The following is a 24,042-nucleotide window of genomic DNA, read 5'->3' as shown; positions in this document are numbered from 1 at the left end:
GGTTACTTCAGGCTTATCGGGACCACGTCGGGGGCGCCCAGCCGTGTCGCGTCGGCTGTTTCGTCGTCCTGTTGTTCCTGGGAGGCTCGTTCGGCCTCCACCCGTAGCCGGTAGTTCTCCACCTCTCGCTCGCGCTGTTCGGGTGTCCAGCCCAGGACCCGTCCCATCAGCTCGGCCGCGTCCGGTGCTGCCACCACGCCACGGTCGAAGGTCTCGATGGAGATCCGGGTACGCCGGGTCAGCACGTCGACCAGGTGGCGGGCGCCTTCGGCTGCTGCCGCGTAGACGAACTCGGCCCGCAGGTAGTCCTCGGCGCCCTCGATCGGCCGGGCCAGCCCCGGATCGTCGCGGATCAGGTCGAGGACCTCGGTGATCAGCGAGCCGTAGCGGCCGAGCAGGTGCTCGACCCGGGCCACGTGCAGGCCGGACGAGGCGGCCAGCTGGCCGCGGCGGTTCCACAGTGCCGGGTACCCGTCGGCGCCGAGCAGCGGCACGTTGTCGGTGACGCAGCGCGGGACCGAGCGGCCCAGGCTGTGCACGCAGGCGTCGACGGCGTCGCGGGCCATCACCCGGTATGTCGTGTACTTGCCGCCGCCGACCACCACCAGGCCCGGGACCGGGCTGCCCACCGAGTGTTCCCGGGACAGTTTCGAGGTGGATTCGGATTCGCCGGACAGCAGCGGGCGCAGGCCGGCGTAGACGCCCTGCACGTCGGCGCGTTCCAGCGGGGTGGACAGCACTTTGTTGACCTCGGCCAGCAGGTAGTCGATGTCCTTGCTGGAGGCGGCCGGGTGCGCCTTGTCGAGGTTCCAGTCGGTGTCGGTGGTGCCGACGATCCAGTGCCGGCCCCAGGGGATCACGAACAACACACTGGTTTCGGTACGCAGAATCAGGCCGGTCGACGACTGAATCCGATCGCGAGGAACCACCAGGTGGATGCCCTTGGAGGCGCGGACGTGGAACTGTCCACGTTCGCCGACGAGCGACTGTGTGTCGTCGGTCCAGACGCCGGTCGCGTTGATCACCTGCTGGGCACGGATCTCGAATGTCCGGTCGTGCTCGAGGTCGTGTACGCGTACCCCAGTGACTCTCTCACCCTCGCGCAGGAAGCCGACCACCTCCGTCCGCGACGCGACGTGGGCGCCGTAGGCGGCCGCGGTGCGAGCCAGGAACATGGTGTGCCGGGCGTCGTCGAGCTGTGCGTCGGAGTATTGCAGCGCTCCGACCAGGGAGTCGCTGCGCAGGGCCGGGCAGGCGCGCAGCGCGCCGCGCCGGCTCAGGTGGCGGTGCCGGGGCATCGCGTGTGACCAGGCCATCGCGTCGTAGAGGGTGACGCCGGCCCCGGCGTAGAGGCGTTCCCAGCCACGGTGTTTGAGCGGGTAGAGGAAGCGGACCGGACGGGCCAGGTGTGGTGCGAGGCGCTGGAGGATGAGTCCGCGTTCGCGCAGTGCTTCGCGGACCAGCCCGAAGTCCAGCATCTCCAGGTATCGCAGGCCGCCGTGGATCAGTTTGCTGGACCGGCTGGAGGTGCCGGAGGCGAAGTCGCGCGCCTCGACGAGGCCCACGGTCAATCCCCGTGTGACCGCGTCGAGCGCGCAACCCGCCCCCACCACTCCCCCACCGATCACCAGGACGTCGACCTCGGTCGTGGCGAGCGCGGTCAGGGCCGCGTCCCGGTAAGCAGGAGAAAGGTTCGTCATGATCAGTCCACATCCACCCAGTCGAGGGTTCGCTGCACCGCCTTCTTCCACTTCCCGTAGCCCTGTTCGCGCTGGTCCTGCGACCAGGTGGGCTGCCAGCGCTGCGATTCGTTCCAGTTCTCGCGCAGCTCGTCGGTGTTCTTCCAGAACCCGACCGCGAGGCCGGCGGCGTACGCGGCACCGAGGGCGGTGGTCTCGGCCACCACCGGACGGCTGACCGGCACACCGAGCACGTCGGCCTGGATCTGCATGCAGAGGTTGTTGACCGTGATGCCGCCGTCGACCTTGAGCACGTCCAGGGTGACGCCGGAGTCCTGGGCCATCGCGTCGACCACGTCCCGGGTCTGGTAGCAGATGGACTCCAGGGTGGCCCGGGCGATGTGCCCGCTGGTGTTGAAGCGGGACAGCCCGACGATCGCGCCGCGGGCGTCGGAACGCCAGTACGGGGCGAACAGCCCGGAGAACGCGGGTACGAAGTAGACCCCGCCGTTGTCCTGCACCGACCTGGCCAGAGATTCGCTCTCCTCGGCCGAGTTGATGATGTGCAGCTGATCGCGCAGCCACTGGACGGCCGAGCCGGTGACCGCGATCGAGCCCTCCAGGGCGTACACCGGTGCGGCGTCGCCGAACTTGTAGCAGACCGTGGTGAGCAGCCCGTTCTCCGAGCGCACCAGGTTCGTCCCGGTGTTCAGCAGCATGAAGTTGCCGGTGCCGTAGGTGTTCTTGGCTTCGCCGGGGGCGAAACAGACCTGGCCGACCGTGGCGGCCTGCTGGTCGCCGAGGTCACCGGTGAGCGGCACGTCGCCGCCGAGCGGTCCGTCGATGTGCGCGATGCCGTACCCGTTGGGGTCGGAGGACGGCCGGATCTCCGGCAGCATCCGCCGGGGGATGTTGAAGAACGACAGCAGTTCGTCGTCCCAGTCCAGCGTCTCCAGGTTCATCAGCATGGTCCGGCTGGCGTTTGTCACGTCGGTGACGTGGTTGCCGCCGTTGACGCCGCCGGTGATGTTCCACAGCAGCCAGCTGTCGGTGTTGCCGAAGAGCGCGTCGCCGCGTTCGGCCGCTTCCCGGACCCCGTCGACGTTCTCCAGAATCCACTGGATCTTGCCGCCGGAGAAGTAGGTGGCCGGCGGCAGGCCCGCCTTGCGGCGGATGATGTCGCCGCGCCCGTCCCGGTCGAGGGCGGAGGCGATCCGGTCGGTACGCGTGTCCTGCCACACGATCGCGTTGTAGTAGGGCCGGCCGGTCCGCCGGTCCCACACCACAGTGGTCTCGCGCTGGTTGGTGATGCCGACCGCGGCCAGGTCACGCGCCGTCAGGTTGGCCTTCTGCATGGCGGTACGCACGACCGCGACGGTCCGTTCCCAGATCTCGATCGGGTTGTGCTCGACCCATCCGGCCTGCGGCAGGATCTGCTCGTGCTCAAGCTGGTGGCGGGCCACCTCGTTGCCACCGTGGTCGAAAATCATGAACCGGGTGCTGGTCGTACCTTGGTCCACTGCACCGACGAAGTCAGCCACGGCTTGCCTCCGCATTCTCTTCTCTAGGGGTCGGAATCTCGCCCGGTTCCTGGGGCGCCTCCGACGGCAGGAATCGTCCGATCAAAGTCTGGTAGAGCCCGGCTCCGATGACACCACCAATGATCGGGGCGACGATCGGGATCCAGAAGTAGAGATACCCTGTCTGGTCCCGGAAAGCTCCGCCATAGCCGGTCAGGAAGCTGGCGAGTCGCGGCCCGAAGTCACGGGCCGGGTTGATCGCGTAACCGGCGTTGGTCCCCCAGGCCATGCCGATCGCCACCACGAGCAGGCCGACGACGACCGGGCCGAGGTTGGCAGCGGGCGCGGTGTTGGCCATGTCGGTGAGCGCGAGGATGACGAAGAGCAGGATCGCGGTGCCGATGATCTGGTCCCGGAACGCGCCCCACTCGCCGACCGGCAGGGTCCCGTTGCCGGGCAGGGTGGAGAAGACGCCCTGCGTCTTGATCGTCAGGCCGGGGTCCGCGGCGTGCAGGACCTCGGTGTAGTTCCAGCGCACCAGCAGCGCGGCGACGAACGCGCCGAGCGTCTGGGCGAGTGCGTACGGGGCTACTTTCCGCCAGGAGAAGCCCTTGAAGACGGCGAGTGCGATGGTGACGGCCGGGTTGAGGTGCGCCCCGCTGATCCGCGCCGCGACGTAGACGCCGAGTGTGACGCCCAGGCCCCAGGCCCAGGCGATGCTGTCGTGGTCCCCGATGCCGGCGGCGGCGACCTGCGCCACCACGCCGACACCGAACAAAATGAGGATCATCGTGCCGGCGAACTCAGCTGCCATCTCGCCGGCGAGTCCAGGAGTCTTGTCTCGAAGTGCCATGCTCCCTCCCTCTGTCGATGAACTGGACGCTAGGAACAGGTCCGGTAAGGGGCAATGAACACCGGTCGGCATTGTCGAACATCAATCACGGCGGGTTGTCACACGGTGGCATAGAGTCCGAAACATGCCCGGAACGGTGCAGTCGATCGAACGAGCGGCCGCGATTCTGCGGACGCTCGCCGGTGGGCCGGGCCGGTTGGGGCTCAGCGAGATCGCCCGCACGCTGGACCTGGCGAAAGGCACCACCCACGGCATCCTGCGCACGTTGCAACTGGTCGGCTTCGTCGAACAGGACCGCAACTCCGGCCAATATCAGCTCGGCGGGGCCCTGCTCCACCTCGGCACCAGCTACCTCGACATCAACGAGCTGCGCTCCCGCTCGATCAACTGGGCCGACCCGCTCGCGGCCCGCAGCGGCGAGTCGGTGCGCATCGGCACCGTCCTGGAAGGTCAGGTGCTCGTCGTGCACCACGTCTTCCGGCCCGACGACACCTTCCAGACGCTCGACGTCGGCACGCTGCTGCCGCTGCACGCCACCGCTCTCGGCAAGGTGCTGCTCGCCTATCGGGCCGGCGGGGTGGGCGTACCCATGGAGATCGAAAGGTTCACTCGCAAGACCATCACTGATCCCAAACCGCTCGCGGCCGCCCTGGAGGGCGTCCGCGAGGCAGGCTTCGCCATGGAGATCGAGGAGTTGACGCTCGGCCAGGCGGCCATCGCGGCTCCGATCCGGGGGTACGGAGGACTCGTGGTCGGCGCCATCGGGATATCCGGCCCGGTCGAACGGCTCTGCGACAGCCATTACCGCCCGCATCCGAAGCTGATCACCAATGTCCGGGATGCGGCCCGCGCCGTGTCACGAGACCTGGGAGCCACCCGATGACCGAGCGATTCGTGGTCTCGATCGACCAGGGCACCACCTCGACGCGCTGCATCGTCTTCGACCGGCGTGGCCAGCTCGTCTCCCTGGCCCAGCAGGAACACAAGCAGTTCTTCCCCCGGCCCGGCTGGGTCGAGCACGACGCCATGGAGATCTGGCGCAATGTGGAACGGCTCGCGCCCCGGGTGCTGCGCCGGGCCGGGATCGGGCTCGACCAGGTGGCCGCGCTCGGCATCGCCAACCAGCGGGAGACGACAGTGCTCTGGGACGCGAGCACCGGTGTCCCGATCGGGCGGGCGATCATCTGGCAGGACACGCGTACCGACGCCCTGGTCCACGAGCTGTCAGCGCGGCCGGGAGCGAAGGAGGTCGAGGAACGCTCGGGGTTGCCGCTGGCCACGTACTTCTCCGGGCCGCGGCTGATGTGGATCCTGGAGCACACGCCGGGCCTGCGCGAACGCGCCGAACGCGGCGAGGTCCTCTGCGGAACCATGGAGACCTGGCTGATCTGGAAACTCACCGGCGGCGTCGACGGGGGCCGGCACGTCACCGATGTGACCAACGCGAGCCGGACCATGCTGCTCGACGTGCGGACCCTGCGCTGGTCGCGCGAGTCGCTCGACTTCTTCGGCATCCCGGCGGCCATGCTGCCCGAGGTACGCCCGTCGGTCGGTGTCTTCGGCACCGCCGTGGCCGCGTTCCCCGGCGTCCGGATCGGCGCGGCCCTCGGTGATCAGCAGGCGGCGCTGTTCGGGCAGACCTGTTTCACCCCTGGCGAGGCCAAGTGCACGTACGGCACCGGCAGCTTCCTGCTGCTCAACACCGGCACCGAGCTGGTTCCGGCGCAGAACGGGCTGCTCAGCACGGTCGCGTACCAGATCGCGGGCGAGCCGGCCGCGTACGCCCTGGAGGGCTCGATAGCGATCACCGGCTCACTGGTGCAGTGGTTCCGCGACCAGCTGGAGCTGATCTCCAGCGCCCCGGAGATCGAGACCCTGGCGCGGACCGTCGCCGACAACGGCGGCTGTTACATCGTCCCGGCCTTCTCCGGCCTGTACGCGCCCTATTGGCGCAGCGAGGCCCGCGGTGTGATCGTGGGCCTGACCTCGTACATCACCAAGGGCCACCTGGCGCGGGCCGTACTGGAGGCGACCGCCTGGCAGACCCGCGAGGTGGTCGACGCCATGAACGCGAACTCCGGCCTGGCCCTGCGTACCCTCAAGGTCGACGGCGGGATGACCGCTGACAACCTGCTGATGCAGATGATCGCGAACGTGCTGGATGTGCCGCTGGTCCGCCCGCTCGCGGTGGAGACGGTATCGCTCGGCGCGGCGTACGGCGCCGGGCTGGCCGTCGGTTACTGGCCCGACCTGGACGGCCTGCGGCAGAACTGGCACATCGCCGGCCAGTGGATGCCGGCCATGGACCCGTCGGTGCGCGACCACGAGTACGCCAACTGGCGCCGCGCGGTGGAACGCACCTTCGACTGGATCCAGCCCGCTCAGTAGGACGATCGCTCAGTAGGACGACCGCTCAGACCGCGACCCCGATCCGCGCCGGGTCGGTGTGCCGGAAACCACGGCAGTGCCCGCACACCAGGAAGTACTGCGCGGCCTTCACCGGGAACAGCGGGATGAAGAACAGGGTGAACTTCGTCGACCGCTTCAACAGCTGCTGAGGTGCCTGCCAGCCGCAGATCTCGCAGTTCATCAGGTGGGTGCCGACGAGATGGTCTTTCGTGCTGAGGCCGAACAACAGGAACATGCCTTCAGTGTTACCCACGACCGCCAGCGCCAGTCCCCGTTGAGACGGGCAACGGAACCAATGCACGGGAGGTGCGAGAATCGTGGCTGGACCGAGCCTGGTCATCCGGTTCGGTGCCGGGCGGATCACGCTGGCGCTCGACGACGACACGGTGAGCGGCCTGCCGGCCTGCTCGCACCGGGACATCGCGGCGGGCGGCGACATCACGCCGGCCGAACTCTCCGCCCTCTTCAGCGATCTGCTGCGCGAGGCCGTGCCGATGCCGAACCGGGTCACCGTGATCCATCCGGTGGCCTGGGACGACCGGCACCACACCGCGATGAACCGGGCCGCCGCTGCCGCCGGGCTCATCGGCCCGTCGTTTCTGATCGGCCCCCTCGCCGTCGCGCACTCGGTCGCCACCGGCCTGCGCCGGCGCCGGGCCGCCGCGGTGGTCACCCTGAGCGGTCCGGTCGCCGAGGTCGCGGTTCTCGTTCGTACGCGCAACGGCTTCCGTATCCTCGGCCAGCCGTCCGAGGTCCTGGTCCCGCACACCCCGGAGGGCCGGCGCCGGGTGGTCGGCGAACTACTCACCACCGTCTCCGGCGCCGGGCTCACCGCCGAACGCCTGGCCGGAGTCTTCGTGGTCGGCGACACCGAGCCGGGCGCACCCCTGGCGGCGGAGATCCAGCGGACTCTCGGGGTGCCGACGTCGGCACGCCGTGAACTGGAGAATGCCGCTGTGGACGGGGCGCTTACCGCGTACCCCCGAAAGCGACGCGGCGTGCGGCGCCGCACCCTGGTCGCGGCAGGCGCGGTGATCGCGCTGGTTCTCGCCGCTGTCGGCGGCGCCGGAATCCGTGGCAGTGCCGAACCCGCTGGTCCGCGCTTCGTGACGACCGCACCCCCGGTGCCCGCGATCGCGCCGGCGCCGCTGGTGCACGTGCTGGACGCCGACGCGGGGACGCTGACCACGCTGGACACCGCGACCGGGACGAGCTCGCCGGCGTCGCCGGTGCCGGCGGGTGAGGCGGACTGGTTCAAGCTGACGCCGGACGGGCGCACCGCGGTGATCGGCAACGTCGACGGGCTGACGCTGGTGGACACGGCGACGCGCAAGGTACGCAGCCACGTTCCGCTGCCCGGGACCACCGGCAGTGTGATCGCCGGCGATGGCCGCACGGTGTACGCACTGGTCTGGCCCGGCCCGGGTGAGCAGGCGACGATCGTGCCGGTCGACGTTTCGTCGGGTTCCGCGGGGACGCCGATCGTGGTCGGGCGGCAGGCGGGGCAGCTGGCTGGTGGGCGAGGCGGGAACCTGTTCGTGCTGGAGCCCGCTCAGCGGACCGCCGGAGACGGTGTCGCCGGTGGGGCGCGGCTGGACATCGTGGACGTTGCCGCCGGGAGCAGTAAGAGTGTGCCGCTGCACGCCAGCGCACGGGAGATCGCGCTGGCGCCGGACGGGCGGGTTCTGTTCGTGGCGGCGGATCGCTGGCTGGGCCCGTACGACACGGTGTCGGGGCAGTTGCGCGCACCGATCGAGATGCCCGGAAAAATCGTGTCATTGGTGGTTGCGCCGGGTGGGCGGTCGGTTTATGTGCTGTGCCGGGTCAAGCCCGATGCCTCCGCGCCCACGGTCACATCAGCGCCCACGGTCACATCCGGGCCCACCGTTGTATCCTCCGGCGCTGGCTCTGCCGGCACGGTCGCGGTCGCGGTTGATGTGGCTTCCGGGCGGATCCGGGCGACGATCCCGCTCATCGGGGTAGGCAACGCCTGGCGGTTGAGCGCGGCGCCGGACGGCAAGCGGGTCTACGTCTACGGCAGCACCGACGTCCCGGTGATCGGCTGGATCGACGCGACGACCGACCGAGCCGGCCCACCCATCAAGGTGGGCGCCCAGCCCTGGGAGATCCTGCACCGCGCCGACGGGTCAGCGGCTTACGTGCTGACCCAGGTGAGCGAGCGGAAGTCCGCCCTGGTCACGGTGAACGCGGCGACCGGAAGAGCAGGCCGGGCATTCCCCCTGCCACCAGGCCCAGTGGTCATCGCCACGCCAGGCTGACCAGCCGCTCCGCAGGCAAGGCGACCAGGACCCACGGTGTGCCCCCGCCCCCGCCCCCGCTCTCGGGGCGATCTTGAGCGATTCTTCCCGTCAGGGTGTGGACAATCGCTCAAGGTCGCGGCCCGAGGAAGCAGGGCAAGGTGCGCCGACCTGCCGGGGCGAGGCCTGCTCCGAGTTGTTCATCGCACGGGGCGCGAGCCGTACCTCAGACATCTCATGGCCCCGGCATTCCGTGGCTGGACTACGGCCGGGCGGCGTCAGCCGTCGTTGAGGCACGTCATGAGTGCCGGATGACACGTCTGAGCTACGGCTCGCCCCGCTCAGCAGGCTGGTCCGCTCAAGCAGGCCCGCTCAAGCAGGCCGGCCCACTCAGCAGGCTCGCCCCGCTCAGCGGGCTGGTCCGCTCGGCGGCGCTGTCCGGGTGCGCCCCCGGAAGGCCCACCTCACCCCACCCGTTCGTCGCTCCCGAAAAGCACCCATAGCGGTTCCAAAACCGCTTAAGCCGCGTGAGACTTCAACTCCGAAATGTCCGACACAGGCAGTTGAGGAGTACGGCATGCGGGTCACCGTCGAAACGGTGCTGTCGACGGCCGAGGCCGGCCAGTTCTATCCGGCGTACGCAGCGGGCTTCGACGCCCTGCGTACCCAGGCTGCGGCCCGCCACCTGCTCACCGACGACGAGTTCGCCGCCGAGATGGCCGATCCGCGCATCGAGAAGTACGTCGCCCGGACCGCCGACGGCACCCCGATCGCGCTGACGACCCTGGCCACCGACATCGCCGCGATCCCGTGGATCAGCCCGGATTACTACCGGTCCCGGTACCCCGATGCCAACCTGCTGTTCCTCGGATACACCGTGGTCCGGCCGCAGACCCGCGGAACCGGCGCGCTGGCCGCGATGGCCGAGCGGATCGAGGAACGGCTGATCGCCGCGAAGGCTGTCGTCGGCTTCGACATCTGCTCGTGGAACGACGAGCACGGCGTCGGCCGGCACATCAAGGCGATGTTCCACAAGGCCGGCACGGTCGGCCCGGTGGACCGCCAGACGTATTACGTAGCGGACTTCCGTCACCCTAAATCCGAAATAACCGTCACCACCCTGGCGGAGAACCCGGACCTCGCCGCCCAGATCCCCGGGCTGCTCGAATCCCAGTGGCCCGCCTTCCTCCTCGCGGGCCGCGCCGCCGGCCACGGCGTCAACCTGGCCGAACTCCTCCTCGACAACCCCGGTCACCAGAGCATGCTGGTCAGGGGCGACGAGCTGATCGGTGCCGCGCTCTCCCTCCCGCTTCCCGGCGAGGCCTACCCGCACGGCTGGGACGGCGCGATCCGCGCGGCCGCCGCCAACACCGAGAACCGCACCGACCAGGTTTTCGCCCTGACGATCACCACCAGGGAGAACGGCCTGGCCGGCCGGCTGATCCAGGCGCTCAAGCAATCCGCGGCACAGGCGGGCGCCCGCCGCCTGATCCTCCCGGTCCGCCCGGCCCGCAAAGCCGACTACCCGCTCACCCCCATGCCGGCGTTCCTGAACTGGCGCACCGAACACGGCGAGATGTTCGACCCCGGGCTGCAGCTGCACGCCCGGCACGGCGCCGAGCTGATCGGCATCACCGACCCGGCGACCACCTTCACCGGCACGGTCGCCGAGTGGGAGAAGTGGCTGGACCTGCCGCTGCCCGAGTCCGGCGACTACGTGATCCCCGGCGGCCTGGCCCCGCTGACGGTCAACCTGGCCGCCGACGAAGGCGTCTACAGCGAGCAGAGCATCTGGATGCGTTACCGCCTTTGAAATCGTCCCCTGTAAAAGCTTCAGTCCCGCCGCCCCCGGCCGACAAATACTCGCGAGAGACAGTCACAGTGCGAACTCGAGAGGCCGGTACCTAAACGTGCGTAGCTCCGCGGTGTACGACCAGATCCCCGTAGTCAAGGTCACCGGCCAGGGTTCGACGACCTTGTCCGCGTTCCACGACGCGCTGGTCAACGCCGACCTTGCTGTCTACAACCTGGTGCGGCTCTCCAGTGTGATCCCGCCCGGCACGTCGGTCGACGCGACCGGCAAGGCCCCGGTCCCGGTCGGCGCGTGGGGCGACAAGCTCTACTGCGTCTACGCCGACCAGTACGCCACCCTCCCCGGCGAGCAGGCCTGGGCCGGCATCGGCTGGGTGCAGCGCCTCGACGGCAAGGGCGGCCTGTTCGTCGAGCACGAGGGCACCAGCGAGGGATACGTCACCCAGGCGATCAAGGACAGCCTGCGTGACCTGATCCGCGGCCACGAGGAGGGTTTCACCGACCCCGACTTCGTCGTGCACGGCGTGGTCTGCGAGAGCGACCCGGTCTGCGCCATGGTCATCGCCCCCTACGAGACCGCCACCTGGGCCGGCAACCCCGCCAACTAAGTCAAGAACTTTCAAAGGTACGCACAACGGGCTTCCCAACCGCATCAGCCACCACCCCATGGCCCGAGGCGACTGACGCCCCTTCCGCCGGCGCGACCCGCCGCCGGCCCCGGCGTCCCCTCACTCCGGCTGCGGCCCATCGCGGTCCGACCACCCCCAGGGCAGTGATGTGGCCCAGCCGGTCGACGTGAGTCGTCCGGGCGTACCGAAGAAGAAGCGTGACAGACCCGCTCAGGCCTTTGCGGCGGTTTAGGCCTGCGGTGTCGAGGGGCCGCGCGCCCGGTTGGCGGACCGGGCGCGCGGCTGCTTTCAGTGGGCGCCGAAGGTGTCGTGAGTGGTGTAGGTACCCGTCGGCGGGGTCACTGTTGTCCGATTAGCACCATTTTCCCAGGTGATGGTGCCGTCCGTGTTCTTGATCAGGTATTTGAACTCGACAGGGGTGTTCGGCGGCAGGCTGACGCCGGCGGACCAGACCGGATAGGTCGCCGCCGACAGTGGCACCGCACGCGCCGGGTCCCATTCGCCCAGCTCAGCGACGTTGCCGACGACGAAGATGTTCTGCCCCCAGACGGTCTCGCCGGTGACGTTGAACGTCGCCGCGATCCGCCCGGCCGCCGCCCGGAAGCTCACTCCGCCGCCCTCGGTGACCGAGGCGGTGTTCCACGCGTAGGTGAGACCGTCGTCCCCGGCCGCGTTCTCGATCCCGATCGTGGCGCTGATCCCGGTCGCCCGCGTCCCCGCGAGACCCCGATAGCGATAGGTCACGACGCCGTCGCGGTGCAGGATCGCGCTGATCGAGATCCGCTGCGTGGCGTCCTCGCCGTAGAAGCGGGCGTTGCGCCACTCCACCACGAACGTGTCAGCGTCCGAGGCGACGTAGACGCCGGCCTGATCGTCGATGAACAGGTCGTCCCAGAACGCGTAGAGCGCGTCGTTCGGCGTCACCGCCGACGGCAGCGCGGTGTTCGCGTACCCGGTCTGCGCGCTGCCGAAAGCGATCAGCCCGTTGGTGCTCACGAAGACCCGGTCGTGGCTCACGCCGTAGGACGACGCCGCGAACGGCAGGCTCACCTCGGCCGCATTGTCGTCGCCGGTCAGATTCAGTCGTTCGCTGCCCGCCCGGTACTCCTCGCCGGCCGGGCCGCACCCGTGCCCGAACCGGTCCGTCCTGGCCTCCAGGCCGATGTCCACCGTGGTGTCCCCGCGCAGATCGAGGTCCCGGACCGCCGCCGCGGAACATCCGGTGCCCGGATCGGCAGTGAGCCGGTAACTGCCCAGTGGCGCCGCGAACCGGTATCCGCCGTCCGCACCGCTGACCACCGAGACCGGTGTGCCGCCAAGGGACACCGTGGCTCCGGCCACCGGCGCCCCACCGGCACTGACCGTGCCCGTGACGATTGCCGAACTACTGGTCGTCAGCTGAACGTTCTCGGTCAGCGCCCCGCCGTCCACGATCCGCACATCACGCGAAACGGTGTCGTACCCGAACGCGCTCACCCGCAGCCGGTAGTCCCCGGCGACCACCCGGCCGAACCGGTAGGCACCCGCGTCGTCGCTGCTCACAGTGCGCCCGCCGAGCGATACCGCAGCGCCCGGCACCGGCACACCGCCCGAGGTCACCACCCCGGCCAGACTGCCCGCCGGGCTCACGGCGAGGGTGACCGCCGCATACGCGTCGAGGCGGCCTTGACCGAAAACGTTGTTGTCACCGGCGGTGCCGCCGCACGAGGTGTCGTCGGCGTCACCGGCCGTCTCGTCGAGGATCTCCCGGGTCGCGGCGATGTCACGCCGAAGCCGCGGCGCGGCCGCCCAGATCAGCGCGACGGTCGCGGCCGTGTGCGGTGACGCCATCGACGTGCCGCTGTAGGAGGCGTACGACCCGTCCGGCACGCTGGAACGCACGTCGACGCCGGGCGCCGCGATGTCCGGCTTGATGGTTCCGTCCTGTCCCGAGCCCCGGCTGGAGAAGCTCGCGATCGCACCGTTCACATCGAACGCGCCGGACGCGTACGTGTCCGTGTAGGAGCCGGGGGTGCCGGCCGTGGCGCAGCCGGGTCCGGCGTTGCCGTTGGAGAACGCCGGGAAGATGCCGGCGGCGGTCCAGGCGCGGATCACGTCGGAGTACCACGGGTCGAACCCGGCCGCGCCGCCCCACGAGTTGTTGACGACGTCCGGGGCCAGGTCGGGCCGCGGGTTCTGCCCGTTGGCGTCGGTCGGCGCGAGGATCCACTGCCCGGCCGCGAGCAGCGACGCCGCCGAGCAGGAGTTGGTCTCGCAGCCCTTCGCGGCGATCCAGGTCGCGCCGGGTGCCACGCCGATGCCGCCGGACCCGGCCATCGTGCCCATCGTGTGGGTGCCGTGCCCGTTGTTGTCGCAGGGTGTGGTGCCGGGGCAGGTGTGCGACGGGTCGTACCAGTTGTAGTCGTGCTGGTAGGTGCCGTCGGCCTGCCGGCCGCGGTAGTTCGCGGCGAGCGCCGGGTGGTCGAACTGGACTCCGGTGTCGATGTTCGCGATCACGATCCCGGCGCCGCGGTCGTTGCGGTCGGCCCAGACCCGGGGTGCGCCGATCCGGTCGACGTTCCACTCGACGGCGTCGACGGCGGCCTGGACAGCGCCCTGAGCGGGGGCGGGCAGGATGATCGGGTCGTCCGGCAGGATCGCCTTGACCTCGGGCCGGGCGGCGATCGTCTCGGCGAGGCCGGCGTCACCGGTCACCTTGATGGTGTTGGCGATCCAGAACGGCGTGAACGCCGCTTTCCTGCTGGTCAGCAGGGTGCGCAGGCCTTTCTGGCTGCGGTCGGCGCCGGCCCGGGCGGCCCGGTAGACGTCGCCGGCCGGACGAGCGTCCACGTCGGTCCGGTCGCGCAGCATCACCCAGAAGCTGGTCTTCCCGTCGTCGAGCTCGGCCCGCAGCGCGGTGGAGATCTTGGTGTCGGTCGGTCGCGGCTCGGCCGCGTGGGCCGGAGCGGCGATGGCGACGGCGGCGGCGGACAGCGCCGCCACCAGCCATCGTGTTGCGTGCAACGTCATTGCGTCTCCCCAGATGGCAATGCGGAGATCCGGGTGAGACCCGGATCGGTGCGCATGGCCGGCCGGTCCCATGCACGGGACCGAACGCTATTGACGCCACCCTATGAATGCAAGAACTTTCATAACTTGCAGCTTGTTTCTAGGTCATAGCGAGCTAATGAATCCGCAGGTGAAGCCGTGATCATCGGCCGTGCCCCGACTGGGAACGGGGAACTATGGCACACCCTGTTTCCGCAAGAAGTTGCCTATGTTTCAGGCTTTTCACGAATCCGAGCGAACCCCGGCCAGCCGCGCCGCCGTCCGCTGCTTCAGCGCGAACCCCTGCTTGGCCGCGTCACGCAGCCGGGCCACCAGCGGCGACCGGGACCGCCGCGCCCATGGCACCGGGACCTCCACGGTGCCGTACTTGGTCTTGTACGCGTTACCGCCCACGAAGTCGAACTCGGTCGCCTCGCGCGCCTTGGCCCAGCGCAGCGCGTGCCAGATCAGCGTCTCGTTGGGCCGCAGATGCTGGTGCTCGCGGTAACTCGCGCCGCCCCAGAAGTACATCGTGCGGTGGTACCACGGCAGCACCGCGGTGGCGATCGACCGGCCTTCCGGATCGCGCGCGCGTAGCAGCAGGATCCGCCCCGCCGGTTCCAGGTGACGGATCAACGACTTAACTCTTTCCACCGAATAGGTGGGAACCAGATTCTGCTTGGCGAATACGTCCCGTAATTGATCGTAGAATTCTTCGGCGAATGCGGGATCGCCGTGCACCTCTTCGATCGTGACGCCGGACTTCGCGGCCTTGCGGATGTTGCGCCGGCACGCGCTGGCCATCGCGCCGAACAGCGCGTCCTCGTCCGGATTCAAGTCGATCACCGCGGTCGGCGCGGCGTCCCATTGGAACCCGAGGCCACCGAGATCGTCCTCGGTCAGCGCCCGGTCCCGGATCTCCAGGTGCGCGCATCCGAGATCGTCGAAGGCGAACGGGATCAGCGCCTTCATCGCGGCCCGCCGTGACACGCCCGGCCGCAGGTTGAACCCCTGGTACGACGTGGTCCAGCCGGCCATCGGGCTGCCCAGGATCCGCAAGCCGTACTTCTTGGTGACCAGTCCGGTGAAGTGGCCCATCAGCGCGCCGTCGTCGTGCACCGTGGCGAGCACCGGCTCGGCGCCCTGGCACTCGGCGACGAACGCCAGCCACTCGGGAGTGTGGAAGATCAGCCGGTCGTGGTACGTGGCCCGGTCGCTCAGGAGCGCCGCAGCCGGTTCCACCCGTCGCAGTCGAAGCATGGTTGAGGTATCCCCGATCAGAAATAGGCGCCGCGGTCGGATGGTGCCCACCCTCGCACCTATTCCACAATGACCCGTTCGGACCAATTCCCATTCACGTGAATAATACTCGCGTTCCTTATGACAATTGCTACTGCCGTTGCCCGTACGCATTTGCCATCGTGGGTGAAGAGCCGCGGGGCGCAGAGCGTCGTGGCCCTTCGTGGTCGAGACCAAACGAGACCGAAGGGGGACCATGCACCCGCCCACGGCGCTGAAGAAGCGCCTGAACGAGCTCGGGCTGCGTAGCCGGCTGCGGGCGCATCCCCGGACCCAGGGCCGGATCCTGGCGCCCGCCGGACTCCTCCGCCGCCTGCCCAGCGCACCGGGCCTCTACTTCCCGTTCTACCACGACGTCCTCCCGGCGTACGCCGGCGACCTGCGCCGCCACCTGCGCACCCTGAGCCGGCACGGCCCGATGATCGGGTGGGACGAGGCCCTCGCCGTGCTGGCCGGCGACAAGCCGCTGACCGGCCCGATGTTCTGCCTCTCCTTCGACGACGCGCACCTGAGCTGGCGTGACGTGGCCGCCCCGATCCTGCTGGAGATGAAGGTTCCGGCGATGTTCTTCCTGACCTCCGGCATGGTCGGCCAGCAGGGCAACCTGACCTGGCAGGACTGCCGGCAGTTGTCCGCGGCCGGGTTCCAGTTCGGATCGCACACGGTGACCCACCACCGCCTCGCCGACCAGGACGACGAGACCGCGGCCCGGGAGATCCGCGACTCGAAACGCGAGATCGAGGACGAGCTCGGCATCGAGGTCACCGACTTCGCCGCCCCGTACGGACATCCCGCCGTCGATTTCCGTGAGCGTGACGTGCGCGTCGCGCGGGACGCGGGTTATCGCAGTTTCGCCACGACGCTGCGCCCGGCCATGCACCCGGGCGATTCGCCGATGTGGATCCGACGCCAGGGCCTGCACCCCGCCTGGCCGATCATGGCGGTGAGGACCCGGGTTCATGACTGACGCACGCATCTTCCTCTCTCCACCGGACGTCAGCGACCTGGAGCGCAAGCTGCTGCTCAAGGCGTTCGACTCGAACTGGGTGGCCCCGGTCGGCCCCGACCTGGACGCCTTCGAGGACCAGGTCGCCGAGCTGGTCGGTGTGCGGCACGCGGTCGCGCTGAGCAGCGGCACCGCGGCGCTGCACCTGGCCCTGATCGCCGCCGGGGTGCGGCGCGGCGACACCGTGCTGGTGCCGTCGTTCACGTTCGCCGCCAGCGCCAACGCGGTGATGTACCTCGGCGCCCGCCCGGTCTTCGTGGACAGCACCCCGGACAGCTGGAACGTCGACCCCGACCTGATCGCCGACGAGCTCGCGTCCCGGGCCGAGCGCGGCCAGCTGCCCCGCGCGGTGATCGCCGTCGACATGTACGGCCAGTGCGCCGATTACGAACCGCTGCTGACCGCCTGCGACCGGTACGGCGTCCCGCTGATCGAGGACTCCGCGGAGGCTCTCGGCGCGACCTATCAGGGCCGGGCGGCCGGCTCGTTCGGGCTGGCCGGTGTCCTGTCGTTCAACGGCAACAAGATCATCACCACCGGTGGCGGCGGGATGCTGGTCACCGACGACGGCCGGATCGCCAAGCAGGCCCGGCACCTCGCCACCCAGGCCCGCGAGCCGGTGGCGCACTACGAGCACCGCAGCGTCGGCTACAACTACCGGCTCAGCAACCTGCTCGCCGCGGTCGGCCGGGGCCAGGTGCAGCGCCTGGAGCAGATGATCGCCGCCCGGCGCGAGACGTTCGAGTTCTACCGGCAGGCGCTCGGTGACCTGCCCGGCATGACGTTCATGCCGATCGCCGACTACGGGACACCGAACTACTGGCTCACCTGCCTGCTGGTCGACGAGGGCCGCGACCGGATCATCGCCGAGCTGGCCCGGCACGACATCGAGGCCCGGCCCGCGTGGAAACCGATGCACCTGCAGCCGGTCTTCCAGGACTGCGTGATGCGCGGCGGCGACGTCAGCGCCGACCTGTTCCATCGCGGGCTCTGCCTGCCCAGCGGTTCCGCGCTCACCGCGCGCGACCGGGAGCGCGTCGCCGACGTGGTCCGTTCGACCAGCAAACGGGGTGGCTGAGGTGCACATCGTCTACATCCACCAGTACTACTGCAATCCGGGGATGGCCGGCGGCATCCGCTCGTACGAGCAGGCGCGCCGGCTGGTCGCCCGTGGCCACACCGTCGACGTGATCACCACGGACATCACGCCGGGCGACCGGGACCTGGGCTGGAAGGTGACCGAGGACGACGGGGTACGGGTGCACTGGTTCCGGATCCCGTACTCGAACAACATGTCCTATGCCCGGCGGCTGCGCGCCTTCGCCGAGTTCATGGTGCTCGCGGCGGCGCGAGCCGCCCGGCTGAAAGCCGATCTGGTCTTCGCCACCAGCACGCCGCTGACCGTGGCCGTGCCCGGGGTGATCGCGGCGAAACTGCGCCGGGTGCCGTTCGTCTTCGAGGTCCGCGACCTGTGGCCCGAGGTGCCGATCGAGATGGGCGCGCTGCGCAACCCGCTCGCCCGTGGCCTGGCCGGCGCCCTGGCGAACTTCGCCTACCGCAACGCGTCCGAGGTCATCGCCCTGTCCCCCGGGATGGCTGCCGGCATCACGAAGCGCCGGCCGAAGACCCGCACGACGGTCATCCCGAACGCCGCCGACCTGGATCTCTTCACCGTCTCCGCGGAGGCCGTGCAGGCCTTCCGTGCCCGGCACGACTGGCTCGGCGACCGCCCGCTGCTCGTCTACACGGGCGCTCTCGGCGCGGTGAACGGCGTCGACTACATCGTGCGCGCCGCCTCCCGGATGGTGGAGATCGACCCGGACATCCGGGTGCTGATCGTCGGGCACGGCAAGGAGTGGGAGCCCACAAAGGAGCTGGCCGCCGACCACGGCCTGCTCGGCAACGTCGTGCACATGTGGGAGAAGGTGCCGAAATCCGAGCTCCCGGTGATCCTCGGCGCGGCCACCATGTCGACCAGTTTCGTCCGCCCGATCCGCGGGCTGTGGGACAACTCGGCGAACAAGTTCTTCGACGCGCTCGCGGCGTCGCGGCCGATCGCCATCAACTACGGCGGCTGGCAGGCCGACCTGCTGCGCGAGACCGGCGCCGGGCTGGTGCTCGACCCGGAGAACACCGAGGAGGCGGCGTCGCTGCTGGTGAGGCACCTGCGCGACGAGCTGTGGCTGAAACGGGCGCGGGAGGCCGCGCATCAGCTGGCCGTCGAGCGGTTCTCCCGGGACCTGCTCTTCGACCGTTTCGAGGAAGTACTCAACCGGTCGGCGGCGAAACGTCCGGTCCTCTCCGAGCAGTCCTGACGAAGCGGGGGAAGTCAGCGTGGAACTGCGTGCGTACATCAGGGCCTGCCGGCGTCGATGGCTCTGGCTGCTGGTGCCGGTGATCGTCGCGATCGGTGTCGCGGCGGGCCTGACGCTGACCGGGCCGCCCGTGCACAAATCCTCCATGATCGTGTTCGTCACCGGCGGGAACGGTGACCCGGATGCCGACGCCCGCCGGCTGAACTCCTACATCGCGCTGCTGACCGGCCCGCGGGTGGCGAACGGCGTGGTCGACCGGCTCGGCCCGGACGTGACCGCCGAACAGGTGCAGAAGAGCCTGTCCGCGCAGGTCAAGGAGGGCACCGACCTGCTGCAGATCTCGGCGACCGACACCGAGGCGGAGAGCAGCCGGCAGATCGTCACCACGGCCGCGTCGGTGCTGGTCAGCCTGGCCCGGCAGATCGGCACGACCGGTGACAGCGACGCGCCGGCGCCGGCCATCTCGATCGTTCAGGACGCGGTCACCGTGGAGGAACCGACGAACCTGCTGCGCAACGTGGGCTTCGCGGCCGTGCTCGGCCTGCTGATCGGCGCGATCGCGGTGGCGATCCGAGAGGCGACCGCGAAGACGGTGGCCGAGGAGGACGACCTGCGCCGGCTCGGTCTCGGCACGGTCGGGATCATCGCTCTCGGCAACCGGCGTACCACCGACCCGGACCAGGCATTGGCCGAGGCGTTCCGCCGGCTGCGCAGCCTGCTGCCGGAGTTCGCCGACGCGAGCCGGGCGTCCGGGCCGTCCGGGCGGGGCCGGTCGGTGCTGCTCACCGGCTCCAGCCGCCGGGAGGGCACCACCGCGGTGACCTGCGGGCTGGCGATCGCGATGGCCGAGACCGGCGCCCGGGTCGCGGTGGTCGACGCCAACCTGCGTACGCCCGGACTGGGCCGATACCTCGACCTGGAGTCGTCGCGCGGGCTGGCCGAGGTGCTCACCGGTGACGCCAGGATGCCCGACGTGCTGCAGACCTCGCTCGGCGGCCGGGTGACAGTGCTGCCCTCGGGAGAGAACGTGCCCGACCCCGGCGAGATCCTCGCGTCGCCGCGGCTGGGCGCCACCGTGCGTACCCTCACCGAACGTTTCGACATCGTGCTTGTCGACTCCCCGGCGCTGCACGGTGTCGCCGACGCCGCGGTGCTCAGCCAGGTCACCGACAGCGCGCTGCTGGTGGTCCGGGCGAACCGCACCCGCGCCGCCGAGGTGGAGAAGTCGATGGACCTGCTCCAGCGGGTCGGCGCGCGGGTCTCCGGTGCGGTGCTCAACGCGCTGCCCCGCAAGCTGCCGACCGGCAAGGACTGGCACGAGGTGGTCGCCGAGGTGCAGACCGGCCTGGACAGCGGCACCGGCCTGGACAGTATCGGCCTGCTCCCGGACCCGGTGACCCCGACCTGGCACCGGATGGAGGACACGTTCGTCTCGCTGCCGCCGGTCGGTCCGGCCCGCGGCCGGGCCAGCGTGGCGCAGGCCGCCGGCGTGGTGCAGGGCGCCATCGAGCCCGAGGTCCCCGCCCAGCGAGAACCCGAGCAGCAGGAGCCGGAGAAGCCGGAAGAGGAGCAGCGGAAAGGTGAGTGAGCTCCAGGTACGACAGACCCCGAGCAAACGCGGCGACCCGTTCCCCTGGCTGCTGCGCATGCTGCGGGAGCCGTACATCCAGCTGCTCGCCTCGCAGGTGCTCACCGGGGTGGTCGCCCTCGCCGCGAACATCCTGATGGTCCGCTCGCTCACCCCCACCCACCGCGGTGAGGTCGCCCTGATGCTGCAGGTGGTCTACCTCGCCACCCAGGTGCTGCTGCTCGGCACCGAACGCAGCTTCGTGGCCAGCTATCACAACGTCTCGCCGGCGCCGGCGGTCCGCGCGTACGCGAGCCTGCTGGCCGTACCCGCTCTGCTGTTCCTCGGCGGCGCCGTGCTCTACGCGCTGGTCGCGCCGCAGCGGTACACCCCCGGCGCGCTGATCATCGGGATGCTCGCCTGGTACGCGCTGATCGAAGCGGCCGGCCTGGCCACCCGGTCGATCGCGATCGCGGTCGGCCGGGTCCGTGACTTCCTGTTCTGCCGGGTCATCGAGGCGGTGCTGCTGCTCGGCGGGCTGGTCGCGCTCTACGTCGCAGGCGCCGCGCACCCGGAGACCTGGTTCCTCGCGTACCTGGTGGCCGGGGCCGCACCGACGATCGTGTACCTGGTGATCTGGCTGCGGCTGCCGGTCCTCGACACCGACAGCCCGATCACGGCAGCGCAGAACCGCCTGGTCCGGCGCGAGGGTCTGTCGCTGTTCCCGGCGGCGCTGTCGAACATGGCGATGCTGCGGGTGGACCGCCTGGTCATCCCGGCGCTCGCCTCGACGGCGGCACTGGGCCTCTACGCCTCGGTCGCCACGATGACCGAGCTGCTGGCGTGGCCGCTGCGGGCGTACGCGGACTCGCGTCTGGGCCGCTGGCGTGCCTCCTACCGTGAGGGCACCCTGCAGGCCAAGAAGATCGTGGTGGCCGCCGCCGTTTACGTCCTGGTGGTGGTCCCGTTCGCGGCCGGCGGGTTGTACCTGCTGATCGAGCCGCTGTTCGGCCACCACTACGCGCCGGCAAAAGTGATCGTGCTGCCGCTGGTGGCCGCGGCCGGCCTCTACGCGGTGTCCCGGGTCAGCCTCGGCCTGCTGATCGCCAAAGGCCACGGCGGTCTCGTCTCGGCCGCCGAGATCACCGGGTTCGTGGTCAGCTTCGCCGCGTACATCCTGCTCATCCCCAAGATCGGCATCCTCGGCGCGGCCTGGGGCTCACTGCTCGGTTACGGCGCCTGCCTGATCTTCGCGCTCATCGCCACCCGGGTCGTCACGAAGTGACCAGGGTGCCCAAGCAGGCCTTCTTCGCACCGGGACTGGTACTGGTCCTGGTGACGATCGGCGGCCGGTACACCCTCGACCGGGCCGGTTTCCTCGAACTCGCCTGGGTGGACCTGCGGGTGATCGGCCTGATCATCGCGCTGGTCCTGCTCGCCATCGATCTGGCCCGCCGCCCCGCGCTGCAGCAGGCGCCGACCCGCCGGGAGGGCTGGCTGCTCGTCGCGGTCCTGTTCTTCCTCTTCCAGATCGGCTCGGCGCTCTGGGCGCCTCCCGCTTCGCGGATCGGCCCGCAAACCCTCGACCTGGTCCTTCTCGGCGTCCTGGTCCTAGCCTTCTATGGGTACGCGGTAAGCGACCCCGAACCGGTCATCCGCACGACGTTCGTCCTGATGTTCGCCGCCGCGATCGTGTTCGCCCTGCAGGCCCTGCTGATCAGCGGGCCGGGCGAGCAGGGCCGGTACTCCGCGTTCGGTGGCGGCCCGAACGTCTTCGTCCGCATCCAGCTGCTCGGTGTGATCGCCGCGGTGGCGCTGTACATGGTCACCGGCAAGCTGCTGCCGCTGCTGGTGACCCCGTTGTTCCTGCTCGCCGCGGTGCTCTCCGGTTCCCGGGCCGGCCTGCTGGCAGGAGGGGTGGTCGGCGGGTACGCGCTGCTCAAGGTGCGCCGCCGGCTCAAAGCCGGTCCGATCGCCGCGGCCGTGGTGTTCCTGCTCGCGGTAGTCGGCGCGCTGTGGGCGTTCTCGCCGCCGGAGTTCACCAGCCTGTTCCAGGAGCGGTTCGTCGAGCAGACCGTCCAGGAGCAGTACCTGTCGGACCGCACGTCGATCTGGGCGGCCGCCTGGAACCTGTTCCTGACCCATCCGATCGCCGGCGCCGGCCTGGACGGCTTCTTCGGCGAGATCGGCGTGAACCAGATGGTGGAGTACCCGCACAACTATCTGCTCGCCGTCGCCGCCGAGGGTGGCCTGGCCGGTCTGGCCCTGCTGACCACCTCGGTGGTGCTCTGGACCCGTCTGGTTTACCGGGGCGGCGCCCGCCCGCAGCTGACCGGCCTCTGCGTCGCCGCGGCCGTGTTCGTGGCGTTGAGCAGCCTGTTCTCCGGCGACTACTACGACTCCCGGCTCGCCTGGATCTTCGCGGCGCTCGCCGCCGCGGCCGCCCTGCCCCGCGCCGAGACCCCTTCCCGCGAAGTTGTACCGGTCATGAGAGACCGAGAGCCGGTGCCCCGATGAGATCCCTGAGCAGGCGCAACCTCCTTCTATTAGGCGCCGGTGCCCTCGCCGCGGCCGGAACCGCGGCGGCGCACACCGCGGTCAGCGGCCACGAGGTGCCGGAGATCCGTGACCCGATGCCGGCCGCGGCCCCGTCGAAACAGGACCGGCTGAAGGTGAAACCGGTGTCGCACTGGGCCGCCGTGTTCCAGAAGAGCTGGGATTACCAATACCGGCACGGCCTGCCGCTGAGCCGGTCCGCCGACAGCCGCGACCACTACGACCTCTCCTACGACGTCGACTCCTGCGTGGCCATGTTCCGGGCCACCGACCAGCGCCGATACCTCGACCGGGCGCTCACGTTCACCGAGAACGTGGTGGCGTCGGCGAAACCGTCGGCGGCGCTGCCGCAGAGCGGGTTCTCCGACCGTTACCGCGGCTGGGCGTCGAGCAAGTCCGGCGAGCACGGCGACGAGGTGCCGCTCTACGAGAGCTACTTCTGGCGGTACGCCACCACGCTGCTCACCACGATGCGGGAGAACCCGGGCGTCTTCGGCGACGGCGGTTACCGCGCGCGCTACGACAAGCTGCTGGCGTTCGCCGAGGTGGACATCTTCGAGAAGTGGTACGCGCGGGGCGCCGACGACACGATCTACCGGGAGCGCACGCACATGGCGGCGCACTGGGCGCTGATCGCGCTGAACCTGGCCCGGCTCACCGGGGACGCCGGGCGCAAGTCGCGGTACACCACGGTGGCGGACACCATCGCGACCCGGCTGCGGGGCCAGCTGCGCCGTAATCCGGCCGATGCGCGGGCCTATTTCTGGAGCGATGTCTGGGAGTCGGCGAAACGACCGGGTCAGGACGTCGGGCACGGCAACGGCGTCATGGCGTACGTCGTGGAAGCGCGTGACCGCGGCAGCTGGTGGACCGACGCGGACATGGCGGCTTTCGCCGCCCTGCTCGTCACCGTGGCCTGGCCCGGCGGGACGACCTATCGCGCTTTCGTCGACGGCACCGGCAGCGACAACGGCTGGTTCGCCGACGGCTGGGTGAAGCTGGGCCGTTACGACCCGGCCGTGCAACTGCGGCTGGAGAAACACCAGGTGGTGAACGATCAGTTCGCCGCGAACATGGCGCTCAACGCCCGCTTGCTGCGCGGCTGAGACGCG

18 protein-coding genes are annotated in these 24,042 nt (G+C 69.9%); 12 read left to right on the top strand and 6 right to left on the bottom strand.

The window, feature by feature from the left end; translation table 11 throughout:
* Positions 1-2 precede the first annotated feature (2 nt).
* Genes B0I29_RS03895 through B0I29_RS03885 form a run of 3 tightly spaced genes read right to left on the bottom strand, consistent with a single transcriptional unit; the run spans position 3 to position 4,052 of the window.
* Positions 3-1,700 (bottom strand): glycerol-3-phosphate dehydrogenase/oxidase, encoded by a 1,698-nt coding sequence (locus tag B0I29_RS03895; RefSeq protein WP_111647449.1) that lies wholly within the window; start codon positions 1,698-1,700, stop codon positions 3-5.
* 2 nt (positions 1,701-1,702) lie between these two features.
* A complete protein-coding gene (gene glpK / locus B0I29_RS03890) occupies positions 1,703-3,220 on the bottom strand; it encodes a glycerol kinase GlpK (RefSeq protein WP_111647448.1) in 1,518 nt (505 codons plus the stop codon).
* Positions 3,213-4,052: an MIP/aquaporin family protein gene (locus B0I29_RS03885; RefSeq protein WP_111647447.1), complete on the bottom strand. Its 840-nt coding sequence runs from the start codon at positions 4,050-4,052 to the stop codon at positions 3,213-3,215. Before B0I29_RS03885 ends, glpK (B0I29_RS03890) begins: the two co-directional genes overlap by 8 nt.
* A 124-nt stretch (positions 4,053-4,176) precedes the next feature.
* Here B0I29_RS03885 and B0I29_RS03880 point away from each other — a divergent pair, with 124 nt between their 5' ends.
* On the top strand, positions 4,177-4,935 hold the full coding sequence (locus tag B0I29_RS03880; RefSeq protein ID WP_111647446.1) for an IclR family transcriptional regulator: 759 nt from the start codon (positions 4,177-4,179) through the stop codon (positions 4,933-4,935).
* Positions 4,932-6,440: a glycerol kinase GlpK gene (gene glpK, locus B0I29_RS03875; protein ID WP_111647445.1), complete on the top strand. Its 1,509-nt coding sequence runs from the start codon at positions 4,932-4,934 to the stop codon at positions 6,438-6,440. Before B0I29_RS03880 ends, glpK (B0I29_RS03875) begins: the two co-directional genes overlap by 4 nt.
* 25 nt (positions 6,441-6,465) lie before the next feature.
* Here glpK (B0I29_RS03875) and B0I29_RS03870 read toward each other — a convergent pair whose 3' ends face one another.
* Complete coding sequence (locus B0I29_RS03870; protein ID WP_111647444.1) at positions 6,466-6,696, bottom strand: zinc-ribbon domain-containing protein; 231 nt, start codon at positions 6,694-6,696, stop codon at positions 6,466-6,468.
* Positions 6,697-6,778: 82 nt separating this feature from the next.
* Here B0I29_RS03870 and B0I29_RS03865 point away from each other — a divergent pair, with 82 nt between their 5' ends.
* The 3 genes from B0I29_RS03865 to B0I29_RS03855 all read left to right on the top strand — a co-directional run bounded on the left by B0I29_RS03865 (position 6,779) and on the right by B0I29_RS03855 (position 11,139).
* Positions 6,779-8,740: a YncE family protein gene (locus B0I29_RS03865; protein WP_111647443.1), complete on the top strand. Its 1,962-nt coding sequence runs from the start codon at positions 6,779-6,781 to the stop codon at positions 8,738-8,740.
* 556 nt (positions 8,741-9,296) lie between these two features.
* Positions 9,297-10,532, top strand: coding sequence for a hypothetical protein (locus B0I29_RS03860; RefSeq protein ID WP_111647442.1), 1,236 nt, complete (start codon positions 9,297-9,299; stop codon positions 10,530-10,532).
* Between the two features lie 97 nt (positions 10,533-10,629).
* Positions 10,630-11,139 carry a pyruvoyl-dependent arginine decarboxylase gene (locus B0I29_RS03855; RefSeq protein WP_111647441.1) on the top strand — a complete coding sequence of 170 codons (510 nt, stop codon included), beginning with the start codon at positions 10,630-10,632 and terminating at the stop codon, positions 11,137-11,139.
* Between the two features lie 309 nt (positions 11,140-11,448).
* On the opposite strand, the gene B0I29_RS03850 is transcribed toward B0I29_RS03855, so the two are convergent.
* Complete coding sequence (locus B0I29_RS03850) at positions 11,449-14,169, bottom strand: S8 family serine peptidase (RefSeq protein WP_181557680.1); 2,721 nt, start codon at positions 14,167-14,169, stop codon at positions 11,449-11,451.
* A gap of 261 nt (positions 14,170-14,430) precedes the next feature.
* Complete coding sequence (locus tag B0I29_RS03845) at positions 14,431-15,447, bottom strand: lipid II:glycine glycyltransferase FemX (RefSeq protein WP_111647439.1); 1,017 nt, start codon at positions 15,445-15,447, stop codon at positions 14,431-14,433.
* A gap of 235 nt (positions 15,448-15,682) precedes the next feature.
* On the opposite strand from B0I29_RS03845, the gene B0I29_RS03840 reads away from it, so the two are divergent.
* From B0I29_RS03840 to B0I29_RS03810, 7 genes are read left to right on the top strand one after another with little or no spacing between them, the layout of a single operon-like run.
* Positions 15,683-16,453: a polysaccharide deacetylase family protein gene (locus B0I29_RS03840; RefSeq protein ID WP_111647438.1), complete on the top strand. Its 771-nt coding sequence runs from the start codon at positions 15,683-15,685 to the stop codon at positions 16,451-16,453.
* The gene (locus B0I29_RS03835) at positions 16,446-17,570 is read left to right on the top strand and encodes a DegT/DnrJ/EryC1/StrS family aminotransferase (protein ID WP_111647437.1); all 1,125 of its coding nucleotides are present in this window, start codon (positions 16,446-16,448) and stop codon (positions 17,568-17,570) included. Before B0I29_RS03840 ends, B0I29_RS03835 begins: the two co-directional genes overlap by 8 nt.
* Entirely contained in the window at positions 17,563-18,807 is a 1,245-nt protein-coding gene (locus B0I29_RS03830; RefSeq protein ID WP_245972215.1) for a glycosyltransferase family 4 protein, read from the top strand. Before B0I29_RS03835 ends, B0I29_RS03830 begins: the two co-directional genes overlap by 8 nt.
* Positions 18,808-18,826: 19 nt before the next feature.
* Positions 18,827-20,395 (top strand): tyrosine-protein kinase domain-containing protein, encoded by a 1,569-nt coding sequence (locus tag B0I29_RS03825; protein WP_111647436.1) that lies wholly within the window; start codon positions 18,827-18,829, stop codon positions 20,393-20,395.
* The gene (locus B0I29_RS03820; RefSeq protein WP_111647435.1) at positions 20,388-21,659 is read left to right on the top strand and encodes a lipopolysaccharide biosynthesis protein; all 1,272 of its coding nucleotides are present in this window, start codon (positions 20,388-20,390) and stop codon (positions 21,657-21,659) included. Before B0I29_RS03825 ends, B0I29_RS03820 begins: the two co-directional genes overlap by 8 nt.
* Positions 21,656-22,891, top strand: coding sequence for an O-antigen ligase family protein (locus tag B0I29_RS03815; RefSeq protein ID WP_245972213.1), 1,236 nt, complete (start codon positions 21,656-21,658; stop codon positions 22,889-22,891). The genes B0I29_RS03820 and B0I29_RS03815 overlap by 4 nt, the downstream gene beginning before the upstream one ends.
* A complete protein-coding gene (locus B0I29_RS03810; RefSeq protein ID WP_111647434.1) occupies positions 22,888-24,036 on the top strand; it encodes a hypothetical protein in 1,149 nt (382 codons plus the stop codon). Before B0I29_RS03815 ends, B0I29_RS03810 begins: the two co-directional genes overlap by 4 nt.
* Positions 24,037-24,042: the final 6 nt, after the last annotated feature.

Source organism: Actinoplanes lutulentus, assembly GCF_003259845.1.
Classification (GTDB): domain Bacteria; phylum Actinomycetota; class Actinomycetes; order Mycobacteriales; family Micromonosporaceae; genus Actinoplanes; species Actinoplanes lutulentus.
This window is presented reverse-complemented; position numbering and strand designations above follow the sequence as displayed.